Origin of the sequence: Paracoccus contaminans (assembly GCF_002105555.1) — a bacterium.
Taxonomy (GTDB): Bacteria; Pseudomonadota; Alphaproteobacteria; order Rhodobacterales; family Rhodobacteraceae; genus Paracoccus; species Paracoccus contaminans.
This window is the reverse complement of record NZ_CP020612.1, coordinates 1,008,839-1,028,708: the sequence shown is the minus strand read 5'-3', so window position 1 is coordinate 1,028,708 and position 19,870 is coordinate 1,008,839. Positions and strand designations below refer to the sequence as shown.

Below are 19,870 nucleotides of genomic sequence, written 5' to 3'. Positions count from 1 at the left end.
ATCGGCGGGAATGGAACAGGCCGCGAACATCCTGCCGCCCGCCTTTGCCGGCTGGTTTGCCGCGCAGGGCTGGGCGCCCCATCCGCACCAACTGGCGCTGCTGGCGGCGGCCGGGGACAGCCTGCTGATCGCGCCCACGGGCGGGGGCAAGACGCTGGCGGGGTTCCTGCCCTCGCTGGTCGAACTGGCGGGGGGCTGGCAGGGGCTGCACACGGTCTATGTCTCGCCGCTCAAGGCGCTGACGGCGGATATCGGGCGCAACCTCGCCCGGCCCGTGGGCGATCTGGGCCTGCCCATCCGCATCGAGGACCGGACCGGCGATACCAAAGCCGCCGCGCGGGCGCGCCAGCGCACCGATCCGCCGCAGATCCTGCTGACGACGCCCGAGAGCCTCGCGCTGATGCTGTCCTATCCCGAGGCGCCGCGCATCTTCGGCAGCGTGCGGCGGGTGGTGCTGGACGAGCTGCACGCCCTGTCGGAAAGCAAGCGGGGCGATCAGCTGATGCTGGGGCTGGCGCGGCTGCGCAGCCTGTCGCCGGGCCTGCGGGCGACAGGGCTGAGCGCCACGGTCGAGGATCCGCAGGCGCTGGCCGATTTCATGGGCGGGGCGCAGGTGATCCATGCCGATCCCGGCCCCGATCCCGACATCGCCATGCTGGCGACCCGGCGCCCCGCGCCCTGGTCGGGCGGTGGGGGGCATTACGCGGTGCCCGACGTTCTGGATGCAGTGCGGGCCGCAAACACGACGATCATCTTCATCAACACCCGCGCGCAGGCCGAGCTGTTCTTTCAGGCGATCTGGGCCGCGAACGAGGACAACCTGCCCATCGGCCTGCATCACGGATCGCTGTCGCGCGAGGCGCGGGCCCGGGTCGAGGCGGCGATGGCGGCCGGCGCGCTGCGCGCCGTGGTGGCGACCGGCAGCCTCGATCTGGGGATCGACTGGGGCAATGTCGATCTGGTGATCCAGGTCGGGGCGCCCAAGAACGTCAAGCGGCTGGTCCAGCGGATCGGGCGGGCCAACCACCGTTACAATGCGCCGTCGCGTGCCCGCATCGTGCCGGCCAACCGCTTTGAGGTGATCGAGTGCGAGGCCGCGTTGGAGGCGGTGCGCGAGCATGATCTGGACGGGGATGATCGGGGCGCGGGGCCGCTGGACGTGCTGTGCCAGCATATCCTGCTGACCGCCTGTGCGGGGCCGTTCGACGCAGAGGCGCTCTATGCCGAGGTACGGACCGCCGGCCCCTATGCGGGCTTGGCGCGCGCGGATTTCGACGACTGCCTGAATTTCTGCGCCACCGGCGGCTATGCGCTGCGCGCCTATGACCGCTGGCAGCGGCTGATGCAGCGGGGGGGGCTGTGGGGGCTGCGCGATCCGCGCGCCGCGCGCGATCTGCGCATGAACATCGGCACCATCGTCGAGGCCGAGATGACCAAGGTCCGCTGGAAGCGGGGCGGCGGCCTGCTGGGCGAGGTCGAGGAAGCCTTTGCCGCCACCCTTGTTCCCGGCGACACCTTCCTGACCGGCGGGCAGGTGGTGCGCTATGAATCCCTGCGCGAGATGGTGATCGAGGTCGCGCCCGACCCCTCGCGCGAGCCGAAGATCGCGGTGTTCAGCGGGCTGAAGCTGGCCATGTCCACCGAATTGTCGCACCGGGTGCTGGCCCTGATCGGCGATCCGGCGCGCTGGGATGCGCTGCCGCCGGACACCCGCGACTGGCTGGCCTTGCAGGCCGAGGTGTCGGCCCTGCCGCGCCCCGGCGTGCTGGTGGCCGAAACCTTCCCGCATATGGGCCGCTGGCACCTGGCCGTCTATGGCTTTGCCGGGCGCAACGCCTTGCAGACGCTGGGCCTGTTGCTGACGCGGATGATGGAACAGGCGGGGCTTGGCCCGCTGGGTTTTCTGGCAACCGATTATGCGCTGCTGATCTGGTCGATCGATCCGGTCGAGGATCTGGGCCCCCTGCTGGACCGGGCCGCGCTGCGCGAGGGGCTTGGCGACTGGCTGGCGGACAATGCGGTGATGAAGCGCACCTTCAAGAACGTCGCCATCGTATCGGGCCTTGTCCATCGCAACGTGCCGGGCGGGCGGCGGTCGGGCAAGCAGGCGACGTTTTCCACCGACATCCTCTATGACACGCTGCGCCGGCATGATCCGGGCCACCTGCTGCTGCGCATCACCGCGGCCGAGGCCGGGCGCGGCCTGGTCGATTTCGGCCGGATCGAGGAGATGCTGGACCGCAGCCCCCGGCTTGACCACCGCAGGCTTGACCGCCTGTCCCCCCTTGCCGCGCCGCTGATGCTGGAAATGGGGCGCGTCAGGATCGAGGGGCAGGGCAGGATGCGGCTGGCCGAAGCCGAGGCAGAGGCGATGATGCATGCCGCGGGTCTGACCCTGGCCGGTGCGGTGGCAGGGTCTGGCGCGCTGCCTGATCTATCGGTGGCACCTTGCATCCCCGCCGCCGCGCCCGACATTGCGCCTGCGCCTGCGCCTGCGCCTGCGCCTGCGCCTGCGCCTGCGCCTGCGCCTGCGCCTGCGCCGCGCAGCGGCAAGGGGCGCCCGCGCACCGTGCCCGTGCCGCGATGACCGGCTTTGCGTTCCGCTGGCAGGGCCTGCTGCTCGAGGCGCGCCGTTCGGGTGCGCTGTGGTGGCCCGAGGGGCGCTGGCTGGTCGTTGCAGACCTGCATCTGGGCAAGGCCGCGCGCATGGCGCGCCGGGGCGGGGCGCTGCTGCCGCCCTATGAAGGCGCGGAGACCCTGCGGCGCCTGCGCGCCGAGATCGCGGCGCTTGATCCCGCTTGCGTGGTCAGCCTGGGCGACGGCTTTGACGATGATCGCGCCGCCGCCGAAATCGACGCGGAGGTGGCGGCAGGAATTGCGGAACTGGCCGCGGGCCGGGACTGGGTATGGATCGCCGGAAACCACGACGCCGCGATGCAGGGCGAGCTGCCCGGACGGCGGTTTGACACATTGATGATGGGCGCGGCGGTGCTGCGTCACCAGCCCGCGGGCGAGGGGCCGGACATCGCCGGGCATTTCCACCCGGTCGTGCGCCTGGCGGGGGCGCGGCGGCGCGCCATGCTGATCGGGCCCGGGCATCTGATCCTGCCGGCCTTCGGGCAGTATACCGGCGGGCTGGATGCGGCAGACCCGGCGATCACGGCCTGGGTGCCGCGTGGGCTGGCGGTGGCCTGCCTGCACAAGGCGCTGCCCATTCCCTTGCCGGTGCGCGCCGCCTGACGCATGCAAAAGGCCGCCCGGTCGCCCGGACGGCCCATGATTAGCATGGCTGCCGATCAGAAGCGGAAGTTCAGGCCCATCTTGACGTTGCTGAAGGACGGCGTCGCCTTGCTGACCACATCGCTGAAAATCTCGACATCCGTCCTGCCGAAATCGGAATATTCATATTCGCCGGTCAGCGACAGGCGCTCGGTCAGCTTCTTTTCGACGCCGAGGCCGACGACATAGCCATCAGCGTCATAATCCCGCTCGACCCCGTCCAGGTCATAGGTGAAATCGCCCTTCTGCCAGCCGGCAATGCCATAGACCAGCATGTCCGGACGCATGAGATAGCCGGTCTTCAGCTTGAGCGCGATCGTGTGGTTCACCTGGGATTCGAAACGGCGGCCGGTTGCGTAATCCAGCTCGTCCTTGATGTCGCCGGCGGTATAGGACAGTTCGGGTCCGACGACCCAGCGGTCGCGCTGCCAGCGGTAACCGGCCCGCACGCTCAGGTTGGCGCCGCTGATTTCCGCCTTGCCCAGACTGGTGGCGCGGCCCGTCATGTTCAGGCCGATCTCGTCGTCGCCGCCGAAGGCATAGCCCAGCGCCGCGCCCGCATATCCGCCCTGCCAGGCCGCGGGGGGCGGCGTGACCGAGACGGGCAGGGGTTCGGCTTCGACCACCGGGGCGGCATAGCCGCCGGCCTGGGCGGCAGGAACGGCGAGGAGGGCAATGCCCGTTGCAAACAGCAAGCTGCGCATCGTTAATTCCTTGATCGTTAACTGCATGCGGGCACCAAGCCCGCTCTGCTGCGCCATGTTCCATAATCGGCCTAGCCGAAAAAGAGGCAGTGCCCCGTTTGGTCAAGGCCAGTCCGGCCCCGCGGCCTTGCCACGCGCGGATGCGGCATGCCCCGCGCAGGCACCGGCGGCGGCTAAGTATGGCGCTTTTCAGCGGATCGTGCATGGCCCTGGCCCCCTGATCCCGCCGGCAGGTTTCTGCCTGCCGGATCAGGGGTGTTGCACAGCGGTCACGTATCGAGATTTTCGACGTTCAGGGCATTCTGCTGGATGAACTCGCGCCGCGGCTCGACCACGTCGCCCATCAGCTTGGTGAAGATGTCATCCGCTTCGGCCACGTCCTCGACCCGCACCTGCAGCATGGTGCGCGCCACCGGGTCCAGTGTCGTTTCCCACAGCTGTTCGGGGTTCATCTCGCCCAGGCCCTTGTAGCGCTGCAGGTTGAGGCCCTTTTCACCTTCGGCAAAGATGGCATCGAGCAGCGACAGCGGGCCGGTGATCGGCACCGTGCGATCCTTGCGGACCAGCGCAGCGGGGCCGGCATAGATCTCGCGCAGGGCATCGGTCATCTGGCCCAGGCGCCGGCTTTCCCCCGATCGCAGCATCGGTCCGTCCAGCAGGCGGCTTTCCTCGACCCCGCGCAGCAGGCGCGACAGGCGGATGCCCCCGTCCTGCGTGGGCCGGGCGCTCCAGCCGCGTTCATATTCCTCGGCCACCATGTCCAGCCGTTCGGCGATGGCTTGCCCCACGCCTGCAGCGTCTGCATCGATCGCCCCCGCGACCATCGCCCCGGCGATCGCGGCCTGTTCGGTGATGTGGGGGGGATAATGCGTCGGATAGGACCGCAGGACGCGGCGCGCGGCGCGCGCCTCGTCCACCACGCGGGCCAGGTCGGCGCCGATGATCTCCTCGCCCGATCCCAGGCGCAGCGCCGCCTCGGCGATGCCCTGCTGGATCAGGTAATCCTCAAGCGCGCCCTGGTCCTTGAGATAGACCTCCGACCGCCCCCGCGCGACTTTGTAGAGCGGGGGCTGCGCGATATAGAGATGGCCGGCGTCGATCAGCTCGGGCATCTGCCGGAAGAAGAATGTCAGCAGCAGCGTGCGGATATGCGCGCCGTCCACATCGGCATCGGTCATGATGACGATCTTGTGGTAACGCAGCTTGGACAGGTTGAACTCGTCCCGGCCGATCCCGGTGCCCAGCGCGGTGATCAGCGTGCCGATCATTTCCGACGACAGCATCCGGTCGAAACGCGCCCGCTCGACGTTCAGGATCTTGCCGCGCAGCGGCAGGACGGCCTGGTTCTGGCGGCTGCGGCCCTGCTTGGCCGATCCGCCGGCGCTGTCGCCCTCGACGATGAACAGCTCGGCAAGCGCCGGATCCTTTTCCTGGCAGTCGGCCAGCTTGCCGGGCAGGCTGGCCACATCCATCGCCGTCTTGCGCCGCGTCAGCTCGCGCGCCTTGCGGGCCGCCTCGCGGGCCAGCGCCGCCTCGATGATCTTGCCGATGATGGCCTTGGCCTCGGCAGGATGTTCCTCGAACCACTCGGACAGCTTTTCGCTGACCAGGTTCTCGACCGCGGGGCGCACCTCGGACGAGACAAGCTTGTCCTTGGTCTGGCTGGAAAACTTGGGGTCTGGCACCTTGACCGACAGCACGCAGGTCAGCCCCTCGCGCGCGTCATCGCCGGTGAAATCGACCTTCTCGCGCTTGGCGATGCCGCTGGACTGGGCATAGCTGTTGATCACCCGCGTCAGCGCGCCGCGGAAACCGGCCATGTGGGTGCCGCCGTCGCGCTGGGGAATGTTGTTGGTGAATGGCAGGACGGTTTCGTGATAGCTGTCGTTCCACCACATCGCGACCTCGACCCCGATGCCGCCCCGTTCGCCGGTGATGAAGATGGGATCGGGCATGACCGCGTTCTTGGAACGGTCGAGATAGCGCACGAATTCGCGCACCCCGCCCTCATAGAACAGCTCGGTCCGCAGCGGCTCGGCGGGACGTTCGTCCTCAAGCACGATGCGCACGCCCGAATTCAGGAAGGCCAGTTCCCGCAGGCGGTTTTCCAGCGTCTTGAAGCTGTAATCGAGATTCGAGAACGTCCCGCCCTGCGGGTTTTCGCGGCTCGAGGCGAGAAAGCGCACCTCGGTGCCCCGTTCATGGGGGGGGGCGTCGCCCAGGACGCGCAGATGTTCCACCGTGTCGCCGTGTTCGAACCGGGCGAAATGTTCCTTGCCGTTGCGCCAGATGCGCAATTCCAGCCAGTCTGACAGGGCATTGACGACCGACACGCCCACGCCGTGCAGGCCGCCCGACACCTTGTAGCTGTTCTGGTCGAACTTTCCGCCGGCATGCAGCTGGGTCATGATGACCTCGGCCGCGCTCACGCCCTCGCTCGGATGCATGTCCACGGGGATGCCGCGGCCGTTGTCGCGCACCGAAACGCTGCTGTCGGCGTGGATCCTGACCACGACGGAATCCGCATGTCCCGCCAGCGCCTCGTCGATGCCGTTGTCCACGACCTCGTAGACCATGTGGTGCAGGCCAGAGCCGTCATCGGTATCCCCGATATACATGCCCGGCCGCTTTCGCACGGCCTCGAGTCCCTTGAGAACCTTGATCGATTCGGCGCCGTATTCGGCCTGCGCCGCAGTGGCTGCGCTCATGCGTCCGTTATCCTGCCATTGACCACCATCATATAGCGGGCAACTGACCCAATGTCACGGCAAACACACAAGATTTTGCGCGCAAACGGTGCCGTGGCAAGATAAGGGCGGCCAAGGCCGGGCCCCTGTCAGCGTTCCTTGACATAAGGCTGGCCCCCGGCCCGCGGCGGGGTGGCCCGGCCGATGAAGCCGGCCAGGATCACCACCGTCAGCAGATAGGGCAGGGCCGCCATGACCATGGACGGGATCATCACCGGGCCGAGGTCGATTTCGGGATAGCGGTTGGCGACAGCCTCCATCAGGCCGAACAGGAACGTCGCCCCCAGGGCGCGCCACGGCCGCCAGTTGGCAAAGATCAGCGCCGCCAGCGCGATATAGCCGCGGCCGGCCGTCATTTCCTTGACAAAGCCCGCCGAGAGCCCCGCGGCCAGATAGGCGCCGGCCAGCCCGCACAGCACCCCCGTGATCGCCACCGCCGCCCATCGCAGCCCCATCACCGACACGCCCGCCGTATCGACCGAGGCCGGGTTGTCACCCACCGCCCTGAGCCGCAGCCCGAAGCGGGTGCGATACAGCAGCCACCAGCTTGCCGGCACCAGCAGGATGGCCGCATAGACCAGCAGCGTGTGTCCCGAGACGACCTCGGCATAGGCCGGGCCGATCAGCGGCACATCGCCCAGGCTCGCGCTGCCCGGCAGGGCCAGGGCGGGAAAGCGTGCCGTTCCCTCAAGCGCCGGGGTCCGGCCCCCCAGCCCGAACCAGCTCTGCCCCAGCAGCACCGTCAGCCCCGAGGCCAGAAAGTTGATGGCGACCCCGGAAATCAGCTGGTTGCCGCGAAAGGTGATCGAGGCCAGACCGTGGATAATCGCCAATGCGCAGGATGCCAGGATCGCCGCGCCCAGCGCGGCCCAGACGCTGCCCGACCAGGCGCCGGCCGCGCCGGCCGCAAAGGCGGCGATCAGCATCTTGCCTTCCAGTCCGATGTCGAAGATGCCCGCCCGTTCGGAAAACAGCCCCGCCAGGCAGGCCAGCAGCAGCGGCGTCATCAGCCGGATGGCGCTGTCGAGGATCTGCAGGATCGTGGCGTAATCCATCATGCGGCCCTGCGGGCAAGCAGCCGTTCCAGCGGCAGCCGCACCATGTTGTCCAGCGCGCCCGTGAACAGGATGACCAGCGCCTGGATGACGGTGATCAGCTCGCGCGGTATGCTGGAAAACAGCGCAAGCTCGCCCCCGCCCTGATAAAGAAAGCCGAACAGAAGCGAGGCCAGCAGGATGCCGAAGGGATGGTTGCGACCCATCAGCGCGACGGCGATCCCGATGAAGCCGGCCCCCTCGACATTGTTCAGGACCAGCCGCCCGGCCTCGCCCATCACGTTGTTGACCGCCATCATCCCCGCCAGCGCGCCCGAGATCAGCATGGCGATGACGGTGATGCGCACCGGCGCGATGCCGGCATAGCGCGCCGCCCGTTCGGACTTGCCGAAGGCGCGGATTTCGTATCCCAAAGGCGTGCGCCAGATCAGCAGCCAGACCAGCGCGCAGGCCGCCAGCGCCAGCAGGAAGCTGACATTGGCCGGGGTGGACTTGCCCCAGGCGATGCCGGCAGAGGCGGCCATATCGCTCAGCGTCGGCAGATGGGCGCCGGGGGGGAAATCGGCCGAGGCAGGGTCCATGCTGCCCACCGGGCGCATGACGTTCACGAGCAGCCAGTTCAGCAGCGCCGCGCCGATGAAGTTGAGCATGATCGTGGTGATGACGATATGGCTGCCCCGCTTCGCCTGCAGCCAGGCGGGGATCAGCGCCCAGCCCGCCCCCAGCAGCGCCGCGCCGATGATCGCCGCGGGCAGGGCCAGCCCCCAATGCGGCCAGGGCAGCGCAAGGCAGACCAGCGCGACGCCGAGGCCCCCCAGCGAGGCCTGCCCCTCGGCCCCGATGTTGAACAGGCCCGCATGCGCCGCCACCGCCACCGCCAGCCCGGTAAAGACGAAGTTGGTGGCGTAATACAGCGTATAGCCCCAGCCATAGGACGACCCCAGCGCCCCGGCCACCATGACCCGCAGCGCCTCGACCGGGTTCTGCCCGATCGCCAGGATCACCAGCGCCGAGATGGCAAAGGCCAGCAGCAGCGAGATCAGCGGCGCCAGCACCAGATCGGCCCAGCGGGGCAGGGGGGTCATCGGGACGGCCTCCCGGACCGTTTCACCCTGGCGATCGCCGCCTTCCTTGCCTCTGCCGGGTCAAGGCGATCTACATCACAGGCATAATAGAGCCACCCGCAGTCCGGGATGCCGCTGACCACCAATCTGCCCGAAAAGCCTGCCTGCCCGAGAGCGTTGGTCAAAGCGGGTTCGTTCGCGGCAACGGACAGCGGCAGGCTCAAGTCATCTTCGGTGAAAAACCCGTCCTCTCGCAGCAAACTGACAAGACCGGGGGCTTGCGGGACATCGGCACTCATGCGCGCCACCCTCGTGGTTGAGCCGAGGGGGCGCGCTCGCCCCCGACGCCTGCCATCAGCATCCCCAGTTCGCGCGCGCTGGCCGCATCGGGCGCGCGCTCGCCCATGATGCGGCCGTCGAACATCACCGCGATGCGGTCGGACAGGGCCATGATCTCGTCCAGCTCGACGCTGACCAGCAGGATCGCGGCGCCTGCATCGCGCAGCGCGATCAGGCGGCGGTGGATGAACTCGATGGCGCCGATGTCCACCCCGCGCGTCGGCTGGCCGACCAGCAGCAGGGCGGGATGTTGCTCGATCTCGCGGGCGATGACGATCTTCTGCTGGTTGCCCCCCGAAAAATGGCGGGCGGCCAGGCCGGGGTCGGGCGGGCGCACGTCGAAGGCCTTGATCAGCTGCGTGGCGCGGGCACGGATGGCCGCGCCATCCATCAAGGGGCCCGACCGATATGCGGCGGCCCGGTGATGGCCGAACACCGTGTTTTCCCAGGCGGCGAAATCCATCACCAGTCCTTCGGCCTGCCGGTCCTCGGGGATGTTGCCGATACCGGCGCGGCGGCGCGCGGCGGCATCCGTGCCGGCCAGCGGCAGCGCCGCGCCCTTCAGCCGGGCCGTGCCGGTGATGCGGGCGCCCGGCTCGGCATAGCCGCCCAGGATCTCCATCAGCTGGGTCTGGCCGTTGCCGCTGACCCCCGCGATGCCGACGATCTCGCCCGCGCGCGCGGTCAGGTCGATCCCGCGCAGCCGTTCCACACCGGCGCGGTCCACCATCCGCAGGCCGGCCAGTTCCAGCACCGGCTCGCCCGGCCGGGCCGGGGCCTTGTCCACGCGCAGCAGCACCTTGCGCCCGACCATCAGTTCCGCCAGCGCCTCGGGCGAGGTCTCGGCGGTGCGCAGGCTCGCCACCACCTCGCCGCGCCGCATGACGCTGACATTGTCGGTCGTCTCCATGATCTCGCGCAGCTTGTGGGTAATCAGGATGACGGTCTTTCCCTCGTCCCTCAGGCCGCGCAGGATGCGGAACAGGTGGTCCGCCTCGGCCGGGGTCAGAACGCCCGTCGGCTCGTCAAGGATCAGGATGTCGGCGCGGCGATACAGCGCCTTGAGGATCTCGACCCGCTGCTGATGGCCGACGGAGAGGGTTTCCACCACGGCGTCGGGATCGACCTGCAGTTCGTATTCGGCCGCAAGCCGGCGCAGCTCGCGCCGCGCCCGCGCCAGCGAGGGGCCCAGCAGGGCGCTGTCCTCGGCCCCCAGAATGACGTTTTCAAGGACGGTCATGTTGGGGACCAGCTTGAAATGCTGGAACACCATGCCGATGCCGGCGCGGATCGCGGACAGGCTGTCGGTGATGCCGGCATCGCGCCCGCCCACCAGGATCTGCCCCGCATCGGGCCGGTAAAAGCCGTAGAGGATCGACATCAGCGTCGATTTGCCCGCCCCGTTTTCCCCGACGATCCCATGGATCGTGCCGCGCGGGACGATCATGGAAATGGCGCGGTTGGCCTGCACCGCGCCGAAGGATTTGGAAATCCCGCGCAGCTCGATCGCGGGCGGGGTGCCGGAAGCGGCCGCCTGCCGCGCCGCCGGGATCGCGCGCGCGGTCAATTCACTGGGCCGGGCAGCTGTTGTCCGACATGTAGTCATGGACCTTGACCTCGCCCGAGGCGATGCGAGCCGAGGCGTCGGCCACCGCCTTGGCCACGGCCTCGGTCATCAGGGGCTTGTTGTTGTCGTCCATCGCCAGGCTGACGCCACCGGATTTCAGGTCCATCACGCGGGTGCCGGGCTGGACGGCGGGGCCTGCCTTGAAGGCGTCATAGACGGCCCCGTCCACGTTCTTGACGACCGAGGTCAGCACCTTGCCGGGATGCAGGTGGTTCTGGTTCGAATCGACCCCGATCGACAGGATGCCCTCGTCCGCCGCCGTCTGCAGAACGCCGATCCCGGTGCCGCCGGCGGCGGCATAGATCACGTCAGCGCCCTGCGCCTTCTGGGCGCGGGCCAGCTCGCCCCCCTTCACGGGGTCGTTCCAGGCGGCGGGGGTGGTGCCGGTCATGTTCTGGATCACCCTGGCATTCGGGTTCGCGGCCTTGACGCCCTGGGCATAGCCGCAACCGAACTTGCGGATCAGCGGGATGTCCATGCCCCCGATAAATCCGACCGTGCCGGTTTTCGATGCCGTGGCGGCCGCCACCCCGGCCAGATAGCTGCCCTCGCCTTCGTTGAAGACAACCGACTGGATGTTGGGGCCATCCACGGCGGTGTCGATGATGACAAAGCGGGTATCGGGATAATCGGGGGCGACCTTGGCCAGCACCTCGCCAAAGGCAAAGCCGGTCATCACGATCGGGTTGGCCCCGGTTTCGGCCAGCCGCCGCAGCGCCTGTTCGCGCTGGGCCTCGGACTGCATCTCGAGTTCCTTGTAGCTGCCGCCGGTCTCGGCCTTCCACTTCTCGGCGCCGGTATAGGCGGATTCGTTGAAAGACTTGTCGAACTTTCCGCCCAGATCAAAGATCAGCGCAGGGTCCGCCGCCGCTGCCGCGGCCGAAAGGGCAAGCGCCGCCGCGCCGGCGGCCAGACGGAACAGCATGGTCATCAAGGGTCTCCCGTTGGTCTGGCCGGATTGAACGGAAGCCGCGCCCCCGCGTCAATCGGAAACGCTGCGGCAGGGGTGCCGCGCGGGCCGGGTTGAAGGGGGCGGCGCAATGCTGCTAACCCGCTGGGCAGTCCCGTCCGCACACGAGGTCGCCCATGAACGCCCACGCCCCGCAGCCGCCGGCCCTGCCGCGCCGGCACTGGACCGCCGCCGAGGCGCGGGCCGTGATGGACATGCCGTTCATGGACCTGCTGTTTCAGGCCCAGACCGTGCACCGCCGTCATTTCGACCCCAACCGCATCCAGCTGAGCCGCCTGTTGTCGATCAAGACGGGGGGCTGCCCCGAGGATTGCGGCTATTGCAGCCAGTCGGCGCGGCACGATTCGGGCCTGTCCGCATCCAAGCTGATGGAGGTCGAGCGCGTCATCGCCGAGGCGCGGCGCGCCAAGGCGGCGGGGGCGACGCGCTATTGCATGGGCGCGGCCTGGCGCAGCCCCAAGGAACGCGACATGCCCCAGGTCCTGGCCATGATCGAAGGGGTCAAGGCGCTGGGCATGGAAACCTGCATGACGCTGGGGATGCTGGATGCCGGCCAGGCCGCGCGGCTGAAGGACGCGGGGCTGGATTACTACAACCACAATGTCGACACCTCGGAGTCCCATTACGGCAATGTCATCACCACGCGGAGCTATGCCGACCGGCTGGACACGCTGGCGGTGGTGCGGGGCAGCGGGATCAAGGTCTGCTCGGGCGGCATCCTGGGGCTGGGCGAGGGCACGCAGGACCGCGTGGACATGCTGGTCACGCTGGCCAACCTGCCCGAGCCGCCTGAATCGGTGCCCGTCAACATGCTGATCCCGATGCCCGGCACGCCGATGGAAAATGCCGATCCGGTGGACCCCATCGACTTTGTGCGCACCATCGCGCTGGCGCGGATCATGATGCCGCAAAGCCATGTCCGCATCGCCGCCGGTCGCACCGCCATGTCGGACGAGTTGCAGGCGATGTGCTTTTTCGCGGGCGCGAACTCGATCTTCATGGGCGACAGGCTGCTGACGGCGGCCAATCCGGGCGACGATCACGACATGCGGTTGCTGGGCAAGCTGGGCATGGCGCCCATGATGGCATGGGAACATGCGCCCGAGGAGGGGGACGGCAAGGCCGATGACCTGCCCGAGGGCGCCCCTGCCGAATGTCCGCGCCGCGCGGCCGAGCGCCACGAGATGCCCGTCCCGATCCTGCGGTGAACACCGTCGAGGACAGGCTCTCGCCCTTTCGCGACGATTTGGCGCGGCTGGCGGCGGCGGATCGCACGCGCCGGCTGATCCCGCGCGCCGGCATTGATTTCGCCTCGAACGACTATCTGGGGCTGGCGGGGCATCCGCGGCTTGCCGGGGCGGTGCGGGCGGCGCTTGATGCGGGTGTGCCCGTCGGGGCGGCAGGCTCGCGCCTGCTGCGCGGCAACACCGAATGGCACGAGGCCTTCGAGGACAAGGCGGCAGCGTTCTTCGGCGCCGGCAGCGCGCTGCTGTTCGGCGGCGGCTATCAGGCCAATGCGGCGGCCATCGCCACCCTGCCGCAGCGGGGCGATCTGCTGGTGATGGATGCGCTGTCCCATGCCTCGACCCATGAGGGCGCGCGCCTGACGCGGGCCGAGGTGGCCAGCTTCCGGCACAACGATGCCGATCATGCCGGCGCGGTGATCGCCGACTGGCGCCGGCGGGGCGGCAGCGGCGCGGCCTGGATCGCGGTCGAAAGCCTTTACAGCATGGACGGCGACCGCGCCCCGCTGGATGCGCTGGCCCCGATCGCCGACCGCGAGGGCTTCCTCATCATCGACGAGGCGCATGCCACCGGGGTCTGGGGGCCGGGTGGCCGGGGGCTGGCCCACGCGCTGGAAGGGCGCGGCAATGTGATCACGCTGCACACCCTGGGCAAGGCGCTGGGCGGGTCGGGCGCGCTGCTGTGCCTGCCGGGGGTGCTGCGCGATTTTGTGGTCAACCGGGCGCGGCCGTTCATCTTTGCCACCGCGCCCTCGCCCCTGATGGCGGTGGCGGGGGCCGAGGCGCTGGACATCCTGCGCGATGAGCCATGGCGGCAACAGGCGCTGCATGACCGGGTCGCGCTGTTTGCCCGCCGCATGGCCCGGGCCCTGCCGCATCTGCCCCCGTCCGGCAGCCAGATCGTGCCGCTGGTCGTGGGGGCCGATGCGGCGGCGATGGCGCTGGCGGCGCGCGCGCAGCAGGCGGGGTTCGACCTGCGGGGCATCCGTCCCCCCACCGTGCCCCCCGGCACCGCGCGGCTGCGGGTATCGCTGACGCTGAACGCGGCAGAGCGGGACATCGAACGACTGGTTGAAACACTGGAGGCAGCATGGCCCGCTTCGTGATCACGGGAACCGGGACGGATATCGGCAAGACGGTCTTTGCCGCGGGCCTGACCGGGCTGCTGGGTGCCAGCTATTGGAAGCCGGTGCAGACCGGGGTCGTCTTGAACCCGTCCGACGGCCGTGCGGCCCTCGTGCAGGGAACGGACGGGGCTGATGCAAAAGGATATGTGCCCCCGCCGGGGGGCGATTCGGCCTTTGTCCGGGCGATGACCGGCGCGCCTGTCATCCCCGAGGCGGCCATCCTGCCCGATCCGCTGTCACCGCATCGCGCCGCCGAACTGGCAGGCGTCGCCATTCCCGAGCTGACCCCGCCCGATGCCGACCCGCTGGTGATCGAGGGTGCGGGCGGGGCGCTGGTGCCGGTCACGCGCGATCTGCTGTCGGCCGATCTGTTCGCGCGCTGGGGCATCCCGGTGATCGTGGTCGCCGCGACCGGGCTGGGGACGATCAGCCACACGCTGAGCGCGCTGGAATCCCTGCGCGCGCGGGGCGCCCCCGTCCACGGAGTCGCCTTTGTGGGCGAGGACGACCCCGACAACATCGCAACGATTGCCGCCATCGGCTGCGTCCGGGTGCTGGGCCGCCTGCCGCGGCTGGACCCGCTGACGCCCGAAACGCTGGCCGCCGCGATGCGCCGGCACTTCGATCCCGCCGATTTCGCGTAAGACCGCCGGGTTCCTTGGCCCCCGATACCCCGCCGCAGGCACGAGGCAGAGCCACCATGACCGATTCCCCCGTCTGGCACCCCTTCACGCAGCACGGGGCCGAGCCGCCGCCCCCGCGCGCCCTGCGCGCCGAGGGCGCTGTGATCGACACCGATCACGGCCCGCTGGTCGATGCGATCTCCAGCTGGTGGGTCATCACCCATGGCCATCGCCACCCGCCCATCATGCAGGCGATCCGGGACGCGTCCGAGCGGCTCGATCAGGTGATCTTTGCCGGCCTGACCCATCATCCGGCCGAGGATCTGGCCCGCGCGCTGGTTGACCTGGCCCCCGCCGGGCTGACGCGCGTGTTCTATTCCGACAGCGGCTCGACCAGTGTCGAGGTCGCGCTGAAGATGGCGCTGGGGTTCTGGAAGAACAGCGGGCGGCCCCGCCACCGCATCGCGGTGCTCGAGCAGGGCTATCACGGCGACACCATCGGCACGATGAGCGTGGGCGCGCGCGGTGTCTTCAACGCCGCCTACGAGCCGCTGCTGTTCGCGGTGGACCGCCTGCCCTTCCCGGTGGATGGCGGTTCGCAGATGCTGGCCGCGCTGGAATCCGTGGCCGCCACGGGCGAGCTGGCAGCCCTGATCGTCGAGCCGCTGGTGCTGGGCGCGGGCGGGATGCTGGTCTATCGCCCCGAGGTGCTGGCGGCGATGCGCGCGGTCTGCGACAGGCATGGCGTGCTGATGATCGCGGATGAGGTGATGACCGGCTGGGGCCGCACGGGGCGGCTGTGGGCCTGCGATCATGCCGGGATCGCCCCCGACATCCTGTGCACGTCCAAGGGGCTGACAGGCGGGGCCGTCCCGCTCGCGGCGACGCTGGCGACCGAGGCGATCTTTGCCGCCCACCGCTCGCCCGATCGCAGCCGCATGTTCTTTCATTCGTCCAGCTATACCGCCAACCCCATCGCCTGCGCCGCCGGGCTGGCCAATGTGCGCATCTGGCAGGGCGGGGGGATGCAGGCGCGGCTGGATGCCGTGAGCGCGATGCAGGCCGACCGGCTGTCGGCCCTGGCGGGGGACGGGCGCTTTTCCGGGGCGCGCCGGATCGGGACGATCGCGGCGCTGGACATGACGGCCGGGGGCGCAGGCTATCTTGCCGCCGCGGGCCAGCATCTGCGCGCCCATGCGCTGGAACGCGGGGTGTTCCTGCGGCCATTGGGCAGCACCGTCTATGTCATGCCGCCCTATTGCATCGGCGCGGCCGAGCTGGACCGCGTCTGGGCCGTCATCGCCGGCTTTGGCGGATGAACCCGGCCTGTCTGATGCGGCGTGGTGACAGGGGCGGGCGATGGGAGCGCGCCGCCCGCGCGGGCGCTGGTCCGGGGCCGGCCCCGCGCCTATACTGGCGCGCATGGCCGCAGCCGGGCGACAGACCGCGGTGCCGGCCGGGACAGAAGACAGGACCGACCCAGATGATGAAACCGACCGCTGTTCTTTTCGCCGCCCTTGGCGTTGCTGCCCTGGCGGGATGCGTGGCCCGCCCCGCCCCGCCCCCGCCGGTCGCTGTGGCCGCGGTCGAGCCCGTGCCCGCGCTCGCCCCGGTCACCCAGATCGCCGGCCTGCAATCGCGAGAGCCCGACGCCTGCCACGCGGCCGATTACCGCAAGCATATCGGCCAGCCCGCATCGGTCGTGCAGACGCTGGGGATCACGCGGCCCTATCGCATCGCCGAATATCGCGGGATCGAACCCGAGGAATACAATGCCCTGCGGCTGGCCTTCCAGCTTGATGCCGCGGGAATGATCCAGTCCGTCACCTGCGGTTGAGCCATCCCATGCGCGCCCTTGCCATCCTGCCCCTGCTTGTCCTGGCCGCCTGCGAGCAGCCCGCACCCCCCGGCCCCGCGCCCGACCGCGACCTGTGCAAGGCGTCCGGTTATCAGGGGCTGGTCGGCCAGCCCGAAACGGTGGTGAAGACGATGATGCTGCCTGCCGGCAGCCGCCTCATCGGTCCGGGCGACGCGGTGACGATGGATTTCCGCCCCGACCGCCTGAACATCGAGATCGGCACCGACCGGCGCATCGCCAGGATCGGCTGTTACTGAGCGGGAGCGTCCCCGAAGGGCGGACAGGCAGGAGGGCGGGGTTTTTTCATCCCGCCTGCCGTTGATCGGGGCGGGCAGGGGTGCCACCTTGGGGGCATGACGCTGAACCCGTTACTGCCGCCGCAACCCGCGCCCGATGTCGTGGCCTTCGACCGGCACGAGCTTGGCACGATCCTGTCGCTTTATGGGCGCATGGTCGCGGCGGGCGAGTGGCGTGATTACGGCCTGTCCTTCCTGCGGGACGTGGCGGTGTTTTCGGTGTTCCGCCGGGCGGCCGAGAACCCCCTCTACCGCATCGAGAAGCGTCCCCGCCTGAGGGCGGCGCAGGGGATGTATGCCGTGATCGGCATGAACGGACAGGTGCTGCGCCGCGGGCATGACCTGCGCGCCGTGCTGCGTGTTCTTGAACGCAAGCTGATCGGCCCGGTCTGAGCGGGCGCATCCGCCCCTTCCCGCGGGAACCCTGGGCGCGCTGCGCGGTTTGGCGTGCGGACCGAGCCGAGGAGATCGAGATGCGCTGGACGCATGTGCAGGAAAACTGGAACGCCTTCTACGAGGCCATCCTGGAAAAATGGGAAGACGCCGACGAGGGGATGCTGGACGAGATCGACGGCGATCAGCGCGCCTTCATCCGCTATATCGCCGAGATCACCGGGCTTGACGCGACCGAGGCGCGCGACGAGGTCAAGGAATGGCTGGCCGGCGAGATCCCTTCGGATGTCGTGATGAACCCCGGCCATGACAATCATTCGATCGCGCTGTCGGCGAAGTTCGTCGGCGAGGGCGAGGATGAATATTCCGACGACGCGCGGTTCGGGGACGATGACGATTACCCCGACGACGGCGACGACGAAGCGCGCTAGGGCGAGCGCGACCACCACAGGTCGGGCAGAAAGCCCGGCCAGTCGCCATAAAGCGTCTGGTGATCGGGAAAATGCAGCCGCGCTGCATGGGCGATGCGGCTGACCCGCGGATAGCTTACCGGAATCGCATATCGCCCCGCTGTCAGCAGCCTGTCCAGCGCCCTGACGGCGGCGACATGGTCATCGACGCTTGGCGCGTTCACCGCTTGGGCGATCATGGCGTCGACGGCTGGCGACCGGATGCCCGCCCAGTTCCGCGACCCCGGCTGCGCGGCGCTGGCGCTGCCCCAGTAAAGGGCCTGTTCGTTCCCCGGCGACAGCGACAGCCCGCGTTCATACCATGACATGTCGAAGGCAAAGCGGTTGGTGCGCTGGACGAACTGGGCGCTGTCCAGCAGCAGCACGCGCGGCATGATGCCCAGGGGGCGCAGCGCCTCGACATAGATGTTGACGATCTGCTGGACCTCGGCCCCGCTGCGCATGGCGCTGCCCGACTGGTTCAGCACAATCTCGGGCGCAAAGGGGCGCCCGTTCCCGTCGCGCAGCACCCCGTCGGGGCCGACCGTCCAGCCTGCCTCGGCCAGCAGCCCCGCCGCCTCGCGCAGCGCCTTGCGATCCAGCGCCCGGTCCGATCCCGGCGGCAGGACATAGCCTTCCATCGTGCCGGGCAGCAGCCCGGCGGCAAAGGGCGCCAGCAGCGCGGCCTCGCGCCCCGTGGCGGGACCGGGCTGCATGGCCAGCGCCGAGTTTGAAAAATAGCTGCTGATGCGCGGGTCGCTGCCGCCCGCCAGCGCCGCATCGATGAAGCGGTCGTTGAACGCCAGGATCATCGCCTGCCGTACCCGCCAATCGGCGAACAGGGGCGAGCGGGTGTTCATCACCAGCCCCATGATTCCCGAAGGCCGGCGGTGGGCGATCTCGGACTTGACGACCGCGCCCGCGGTCACGGCCGGAAAGCCGTATTCCGTCGCCCATCTGACGGCGTTCAGTTCGCGCCAGATGTCGGTCTCGCCGGCCTTGAAGGCCTGGAACATGGCGTTCGTGTCGGCGAAATAGTCATAGCGGATGCTGTCCAGGTTGAACATGCCGCGGGTCAGCGGCAGGTTTCTGCCCCAATAGTCGGGATTGCGGCGAAAGGTGATCGAGCGGCCGGGATCGACCGCCTCGATCACATAGGCGCCCGATCCGATGGGGCGTTCCAGCGACGAGGCGGCAAAGTCCTTGCCCGCCCATTGCGCCTTTTTCAGCACCGGCCGCATCGCCATCAGCAGGGGCAGCTCGCGATCCCTTTCCGAAAAGGTGATGCGCAGGCCGCGATCGCCCACCCGCTCGATCGAGCGGACCTTGCCCCAGGCGGCAGCATAGCGGGGATGGCCCTTGGTGCCCAATGTCTCGAAGGACCAGATCACATCCTCGACCGTGACGGGCGTGCCGTCCGAAAACCGCGCCTCGGGGCGCAGGGTGAATTCGACCCAGCTGCGATCGGGGTCGGTCTCGACCGTGGCGCATAGCAGGCAATAAAGGGTGAAGGGCTCGTCGAGCGAGCGCAGCATCAGGGGTTCGGCGACGTGGACCCCGACCGACCAGGCCGGGTTGCCCTTGAGCACCCAGGGCTTGAGCGAATCGAATCCCCCCGGCTCGCCTAGGCGAATCGTTCCGCCCTTTGGCGCATCCGCATTGACATAGGGCAAGGCGGAAAACCCTACCGGCAGGGCAGGTTCTCCATACATTGCAAGGGCATGAGACGGCGCGGCCGCGCTTGCCAGAGGCATTGCGGCAACAGCGGCAAGCGCCAGGATTGCCGTGCGCGCCATCGCGCCAATCGCGGATTTGCCAGAGATTTCGAGGATTCTCATGCTGCCCATTGTCCCGTGCCGCGTCATGCCCGCGCAGCCTTTGCGGGCAACCTAACGGCCCGTAAACCCTGTGGCAAACTCGACACTTGGACTCAGGTGCAGCAGCGAGTATATGAAATCCACTGCTCGATAGGTTTCTTGCCTGTATGAAACCTGCCTCAAGACTTGACGCCCGCCTTGTGCGGGCGTTTTTTTTGGTCCCGGCGGCGCCAAGGACCAGCAAGCCCGAGGCCCGCGCATCATCCGCCACGGGCTGC

Annotated in this window: 18 protein-coding genes; 10 read left to right on the top strand and 8 right to left on the bottom strand. The window is 68.9% G+C overall.

Annotated features, from left to right (window positions below; translation table 11 throughout):
* Positions 1 to 10: 10 nt before the first annotated feature.
* Both B0A89_RS04925 and pdeM read left to right on the top strand, forming a co-directional pair.
* Entirely contained in the window at positions 11 to 2,587 is a 2,577-nt protein-coding gene (locus B0A89_RS04925; RefSeq protein WP_240558643.1) for a ligase-associated DNA damage response DEXH box helicase, read from the top strand.
* Positions 2,584 to 3,240: a ligase-associated DNA damage response endonuclease PdeM gene (gene pdeM / locus B0A89_RS04920; protein WP_085377182.1), complete on the top strand. Its 657-nt coding sequence runs from the start codon at positions 2,584 to 2,586 to the stop codon at positions 3,238 to 3,240. Before B0A89_RS04925 ends, pdeM begins: the two co-directional genes overlap by 4 nt.
* A gap of 56 nt (positions 3,241 to 3,296) precedes the next feature.
* Here pdeM and B0A89_RS04915 read toward each other — a convergent pair whose 3' ends face one another.
* The 7 genes from B0A89_RS04915 to B0A89_RS04890 all read right to left on the bottom strand — a co-directional run bounded on the left by B0A89_RS04915 (position 3,297) and on the right by B0A89_RS04890 (position 11,746).
* The gene (locus B0A89_RS04915) at positions 3,297 to 3,983 is read right to left on the bottom strand and encodes an outer membrane protein (protein ID WP_240558642.1); all 687 of its coding nucleotides are present in this window, start codon (positions 3,981 to 3,983) and stop codon (positions 3,297 to 3,299) included.
* A gap of 269 nt (positions 3,984 to 4,252) precedes the next feature.
* Entirely contained in the window at positions 4,253 to 6,691 is a 2,439-nt protein-coding gene (gene gyrB / locus B0A89_RS04910) for a DNA topoisomerase (ATP-hydrolyzing) subunit B (protein ID WP_085377180.1), read from the bottom strand.
* Positions 6,692 to 6,819: 128 nt separating this feature from the next.
* Entirely contained in the window at positions 6,820 to 7,785 is a 966-nt protein-coding gene (locus B0A89_RS04905) for an ABC transporter permease (RefSeq protein ID WP_085377179.1), read from the bottom strand.
* On the bottom strand, positions 7,785 to 8,870 hold the full coding sequence (locus tag B0A89_RS04900) for an ABC transporter permease (protein WP_085377178.1): 1,086 nt from the start codon (positions 8,868 to 8,870) through the stop codon (positions 7,785 to 7,787). Before B0A89_RS04900 ends, B0A89_RS04905 begins: the two co-directional genes overlap by 1 nt.
* Positions 8,867 to 9,148: a hypothetical protein gene (locus B0A89_RS14560; RefSeq protein ID WP_157115244.1), complete on the bottom strand. Its 282-nt coding sequence runs from the start codon at positions 9,146 to 9,148 to the stop codon at positions 8,867 to 8,869. Before B0A89_RS14560 ends, B0A89_RS04900 begins: the two co-directional genes overlap by 4 nt.
* Entirely contained in the window at positions 9,145 to 10,755 is a 1,611-nt protein-coding gene (locus B0A89_RS04895; protein ID WP_240558641.1) for an ABC transporter ATP-binding protein, read from the bottom strand. Before B0A89_RS04895 ends, B0A89_RS14560 begins: the two co-directional genes overlap by 4 nt.
* 1 nt (position 10,756) lies before the next feature.
* Positions 10,757 to 11,746 (bottom strand): BMP family lipoprotein, encoded by a 990-nt coding sequence (locus B0A89_RS04890; protein ID WP_085377176.1) that lies wholly within the window; start codon positions 11,744 to 11,746, stop codon positions 10,757 to 10,759.
* Positions 11,747 to 11,901: 155 nt separating this feature from the next.
* Between B0A89_RS04890 and bioB the strand changes: the two genes are divergently transcribed.
* From bioB to B0A89_RS04850, 8 genes are all read left to right on the top strand, one after another.
* Positions 11,902 to 12,993 (top strand): biotin synthase BioB, encoded by a 1,092-nt coding sequence (bioB, locus tag B0A89_RS04885; protein WP_085377175.1) that lies wholly within the window; start codon positions 11,902 to 11,904, stop codon positions 12,991 to 12,993.
* Positions 12,990 to 14,135 carry an 8-amino-7-oxononanoate synthase gene (locus tag B0A89_RS04880; RefSeq protein WP_085377174.1) on the top strand — a complete coding sequence of 382 codons (1,146 nt, stop codon included), beginning with the start codon at positions 12,990 to 12,992 and terminating at the stop codon, positions 14,133 to 14,135. Before bioB ends, B0A89_RS04880 begins: the two co-directional genes overlap by 4 nt.
* Positions 14,120 to 14,800: an ATP-dependent dethiobiotin synthetase BioD gene (gene bioD, locus B0A89_RS04875; protein ID WP_085377173.1), complete on the top strand. Its 681-nt coding sequence runs from the start codon at positions 14,120 to 14,122 to the stop codon at positions 14,798 to 14,800. The genes B0A89_RS04880 and bioD overlap by 16 nt, the downstream gene beginning before the upstream one ends.
* A gap of 56 nt (positions 14,801 to 14,856) precedes the next feature.
* Positions 14,857 to 16,098, top strand: a complete 1,242-nt coding sequence (locus B0A89_RS04870; protein ID WP_085377172.1) for an adenosylmethionine--8-amino-7-oxononanoate transaminase — start codon at positions 14,857 to 14,859, stop codon at positions 16,096 to 16,098.
* 164 nt (positions 16,099 to 16,262) lie between these two features.
* The gene (locus B0A89_RS04865; protein ID WP_157115242.1) at positions 16,263 to 16,616 is read left to right on the top strand and encodes a hypothetical protein; all 354 of its coding nucleotides are present in this window, start codon (positions 16,263 to 16,265) and stop codon (positions 16,614 to 16,616) included.
* Between the two features lie 8 nt (positions 16,617 to 16,624).
* The gene (locus tag B0A89_RS04860; protein ID WP_085377171.1) at positions 16,625 to 16,894 is read left to right on the top strand and encodes an I78 family peptidase inhibitor; all 270 of its coding nucleotides are present in this window, start codon (positions 16,625 to 16,627) and stop codon (positions 16,892 to 16,894) included.
* A gap of 96 nt (positions 16,895 to 16,990) precedes the next feature.
* Positions 16,991 to 17,326 (top strand): DUF2794 domain-containing protein, encoded by a 336-nt coding sequence (locus B0A89_RS04855; protein ID WP_085377170.1) that lies wholly within the window; start codon positions 16,991 to 16,993, stop codon positions 17,324 to 17,326.
* Between the two features lie 80 nt (positions 17,327 to 17,406).
* Complete coding sequence (locus B0A89_RS04850) at positions 17,407 to 17,757, top strand: hypothetical protein (protein ID WP_085377169.1); 351 nt, start codon at positions 17,407 to 17,409, stop codon at positions 17,755 to 17,757.
* Here B0A89_RS04850 and B0A89_RS04845 read toward each other — a convergent pair.
* Positions 17,754 to 19,613 carry an extracellular solute-binding protein gene (locus B0A89_RS04845; protein WP_085378758.1) on the bottom strand — a complete coding sequence of 620 codons (1,860 nt, stop codon included), beginning with the start codon at positions 19,611 to 19,613 and terminating at the stop codon, positions 17,754 to 17,756. The two genes, B0A89_RS04850 and B0A89_RS04845, sit on opposite strands and share 4 nt — an antisense overlap.
* Between the last annotated feature and the right edge of the window lie 257 nt (positions 19,614 to 19,870).

Excerpts from the sequence above, each read along its gene's own strand:
- bioB (WP_085377175.1), top strand. The coding sequence starts at position 11,902 with ATGAACGCCCACGCCCCGCAGCCGCCGGCCCTGCCGCGCCGGCACTGG.
- B0A89_RS04900 (WP_085377178.1), bottom strand. The coding sequence starts at position 8,870 with ATGACCCCCCTGCCCCGCTGGGCCGATCTGGTGCTGGCGCCGCTGATC.
- pdeM (WP_085377182.1), top strand. The coding sequence starts at position 2,584 with ATGACCGGCTTTGCGTTCCGCTGGCAGGGCCTGCTGCTCGAGGCGCGC.
- B0A89_RS04890 (WP_085377176.1), bottom strand. The coding sequence starts at position 11,746 with ATGACCATGCTGTTCCGTCTGGCCGCCGGCGCGGCGGCGCTTGCCCTT.
- B0A89_RS04870 (WP_085377172.1), top strand. The coding sequence starts at position 14,857 with ATGACCGATTCCCCCGTCTGGCACCCCTTCACGCAGCACGGGGCCGAG.
- B0A89_RS04850 (WP_085377169.1), top strand. The coding sequence starts at position 17,407 with ATGCGCTGGACGCATGTGCAGGAAAACTGGAACGCCTTCTACGAGGCC.
- gyrB (WP_085377180.1), bottom strand. The coding sequence starts at position 6,691 with ATGAGCGCAGCCACTGCGGCGCAGGCCGAATACGGCGCCGAATCGATC.
- B0A89_RS04855 (WP_085377170.1), top strand. The coding sequence starts at position 16,991 with ATGACGCTGAACCCGTTACTGCCGCCGCAACCCGCGCCCGATGTCGTG.
- bioD (WP_085377173.1), top strand. The coding sequence starts at position 14,120 with ATGGCCCGCTTCGTGATCACGGGAACCGGGACGGATATCGGCAAGACG.
- B0A89_RS04860 (WP_085377171.1), top strand. The coding sequence starts at position 16,625 with ATGCGCGCCCTTGCCATCCTGCCCCTGCTTGTCCTGGCCGCCTGCGAG.
- B0A89_RS04915 (WP_240558642.1), bottom strand. The coding sequence starts at position 3,983 with ATGCGCAGCTTGCTGTTTGCAACGGGCATTGCCCTCCTCGCCGTTCCT.
- B0A89_RS04845 (WP_085378758.1), bottom strand. The coding sequence starts at position 19,613 with ATGAGAATCCTCGAAATCTCTGGCAAATCCGCGATTGGCGCGATGGCG.
- B0A89_RS04905 (WP_085377179.1), bottom strand. The coding sequence starts at position 7,785 with ATGGATTACGCCACGATCCTGCAGATCCTCGACAGCGCCATCCGGCTG.
- B0A89_RS04925 (WP_240558643.1), top strand. The coding sequence starts at position 11 with ATGGAACAGGCCGCGAACATCCTGCCGCCCGCCTTTGCCGGCTGGTTT.
- B0A89_RS04865 (WP_157115242.1), top strand. The coding sequence starts at position 16,263 with ATGATGAAACCGACCGCTGTTCTTTTCGCCGCCCTTGGCGTTGCTGCC.
- B0A89_RS14560 (WP_157115244.1), bottom strand. The coding sequence starts at position 9,148 with ATGAGTGCCGATGTCCCGCAAGCCCCCGGTCTTGTCAGTTTGCTGCGA.